This is a genomic window from Mycobacterium sp. ST-F2 (assembly GCF_001905655.1).
Taxonomy (GTDB): Bacteria; Actinomycetota; Actinomycetes; order Mycobacteriales; family Mycobacteriaceae; genus Mycobacterium.
This window is the reverse complement of the sequence record NZ_JMHT01000124.1, coordinates 1-2,379: the sequence shown is the minus strand read 5'-3', so window position 1 is coordinate 2,379 and position 2,379 is coordinate 1. Positions and strand designations below refer to the sequence as shown.

Annotated in this window: 4 protein-coding genes; 1 reads left to right on the top strand and 3 read right to left on the bottom strand. The window is 68.1% G+C overall.

Annotation, left to right across the window (positions count from 1 at the left end; all coding sequences use genetic code 11):
- Positions 1–209 (bottom strand): MmpS family transport accessory protein (locus tag EB75_RS28165; RefSeq protein ID WP_217267739.1); only part of this gene is annotated, 209 nt, incomplete at its 3' end.
- A 304-nt stretch (positions 210–513) separates the two neighbouring features.
- Between EB75_RS28165 and EB75_RS28160 the strand changes: the two genes are divergently transcribed.
- Entirely contained in the window at positions 514–1,080 is a 567-nt protein-coding gene (locus tag EB75_RS28160) for a TetR/AcrR family transcriptional regulator (protein ID WP_073698479.1), read from the top strand.
- On the opposite strand, the gene EB75_RS28155 is transcribed toward EB75_RS28160, so the two are convergent.
- Both EB75_RS28155 and EB75_RS29545 read right to left on the bottom strand, forming a co-directional pair.
- On the bottom strand, positions 1,067–1,486 hold the full coding sequence (locus EB75_RS28155; RefSeq protein ID WP_073698478.1) for a nitroreductase family deazaflavin-dependent oxidoreductase: 420 nt from the start codon (positions 1,484–1,486) through the stop codon (positions 1,067–1,069). The two genes, EB75_RS28160 and EB75_RS28155, sit on opposite strands and share 14 nt — an antisense overlap.
- Positions 1,487–1,562: 76 nt before the next feature.
- Positions 1,563–2,379, bottom strand: an 817-nt coding sequence (locus EB75_RS29545) for a hypothetical protein (RefSeq protein ID WP_073698477.1), incomplete at its 5' end; no start/stop codon positions are given.

The window sequence follows — 2,379 nt, the reverse complement described above, 5'->3', positions numbered from 1 at the left end:
TCGGCGTAGGCGCCGGGTTCGCCGGTGATCTCGTAGGTGACGACCTTGGGTTTGAATGGTTTGGCGTCGTCGGCGAAGTTGCGGGGGGTGACGATGACGGGGTTCTGGCCGAAGTAGGTGCGGACGCGCTGGACGGTGAAGCCGGCGACGAGGGCGACGGCGAGGATGAGCAGCGGGATCCACGCCTTCTTGACCGCATTGCCGATCATGCGGCGCTCTCCTTGGCCATGCTGACCTCCCCGTTCTTCGATTGCTCGACATGCCCTGGCGGACCGCGTGAGCTGGGGCGCTGCGCAGCGTTTGTGCGGCGCCGCCGCCTGTGTCACATTTCATCTGCCGATCGGCAGACTCAGCGTATCCACGAAGGTAAACTTAGACAAGTTAAGCGAATCAATTGATGCAGGTCGGTGCCCACATCGGGGCCTCTCGTGTGACGCACGTGACGTCGCCGCGACAGCGGTGACCGCGACTACACGACGACCGATCGGGTCGGCGGCGAACTGGGAGCGAGGATTGGCCAAATCGGTGGGGCCACGCGGATCGGCGCGGGCACGGGTGATCGAAGCCGCCCTGGCGTTGTTTGCGGAGCACGGCGTGAACGGCACATCGCTGCAGATGATCGCCGATCACCTCGGCGTCAGCAAGGCCTCCGTCTACTACCAGTTCCACTCCAAGGACGACATCGTCCTGGCCGTCATCCGGCCGGTGTTCGCCGATCTGGACCAGCTGGCGACGGAGATCGAGGCTGCGCCGGAAGGGCCGGCCCGCAAGGACGCGGCGATCACCGGGTTCGTCGAACTCGCGGTCCGGCACCGGCGCGTGACGGCCGTCTTCTACCGGGACCCGGCCATCGACACCCTCGTCAATGCCAACGAGGAGTGCAGTGCCATCAATCAGCGCCTGCGGACGCTGCTGGGCATGGACGGTGCGGACACCGAGACCCGAGTGACCATGTCACTGGTCATCTCGGGCATCTACGGCAGCGCGATGGACCCCGAACTGCAGGACATCCCCGACGGCGAACTCCACCGCGTCTTGCTGCAGTCAGCGCGCCGGTTGCTCCCGGCTATTCAGCGATGAAGACCGGGATCAGCCGGTCGGTCTTGGTCTGGTACTCGGCGTAGGGCGGGTAGGCCTCGACGGCGCGGTCCCACCACTCCTGGCGTTCGTCACCTTCGAGCTCGCGCGTGGTCAGCTCTACGACCTTGTCGCCGTCCTGCGCCGTGATCTGCGGGTGCGCCTTGACGTTGTGGTACCACGAGGGGTGTTCGGGGGCGCCGCCCTTCGAGGCGACGAGGGCGTAGCGGCCGTCGTGCTCGACCCGCATCAGTGGCACCAGACGCTTCTTGCCGGACTTGGCCCCGGTGGTGGTGAACAGCACCACGGGGCGATCGAGAATCTGGACGCCGTCGGTGGTGCCCTGCGCCAGGATCTGTTCGGTCTGCTTGCGGACCCAGTCGGTGGGGCTCAGTTCAGCTTCGGTCATGTTGGTTCCCAACGGATTGAGGAGGCGAGGTTATTCCGGTCGGGACCATTGTTGCCGGATGACAGGTGGACCGGAGCTAGTTGACGAAGCGCGCGGCGCGGGCGGGCGCTGACGAGGTCGCGCGGGCCTGCCGGTATCCGACCAACCCACCGGCGGCCGTCAGAGTGAGGATGCCGGCGAATCCGGGGACGGCGACCGCGGCGACCTCACTGAGGCCCGCGGCCCGCAGGTAATCCGGATAGCCGGGCCGGAAATCCTGCGCGGCGACAAGGTGCTGCTCGGCGGCGAACACGTCTCGCGGCTGGATTGGCGGGATGGGCGTGACGGTCGTGCCGGGAGCGCCCGGCGTGACATCACGCGGTACCGAACCACCGCTTGCCGCAAAGGTTTTCGGCGGCGGCGGCACGTTGAACTGGCCGTTCCGGTTGTCCAGCGGCGACGGCGTGATGGGCATGCCGGGGGTCCACTGCAGCAGTGGCAGGTCGGAAGCCGCGGCCGCCAAGCCGCGGACGGTGCTCTCGATCGGGTCGATCAGGGCGACGGCGAATGCCGGCAGCGCGGCGAGGCCGGGAATCGGAACCGCATCGACGACCGTCGGCAGGTTGGTCTTGACCAGGTCGAGCGCCGTCAGGGGAACTTGGGCGGCGGCCAGCGGCAGCTGCGCCAGCGGGGCCTTGGGTGCGGCCGGGGTGGTGTCCTGCGTGACCTTCGTCGAGTCCGGGGCCAGCGCGGCGGCCGACGGCTGCGGTGCCGCGCTCTTGACCGGAGCGGGCACCGATCCGATGAACGTCGATGTGCCGCCGGGAGCGAGCTGCGGGAGGTTCTGGCTGGGATTGGCCTTGACGCCGGGGATGACGCCCGTCAGCGGCGGCCCGCCGATGAGGCTGGTCGGG

Coding starts and splice junctions, on each gene's coding strand:
- EB75_RS28155 (WP_073698478.1), bottom strand. CDS start 1,486: ATGACCGAAGCTGAACTGAGCCCCACCGACTGGGTCCGCAAGCAGACC.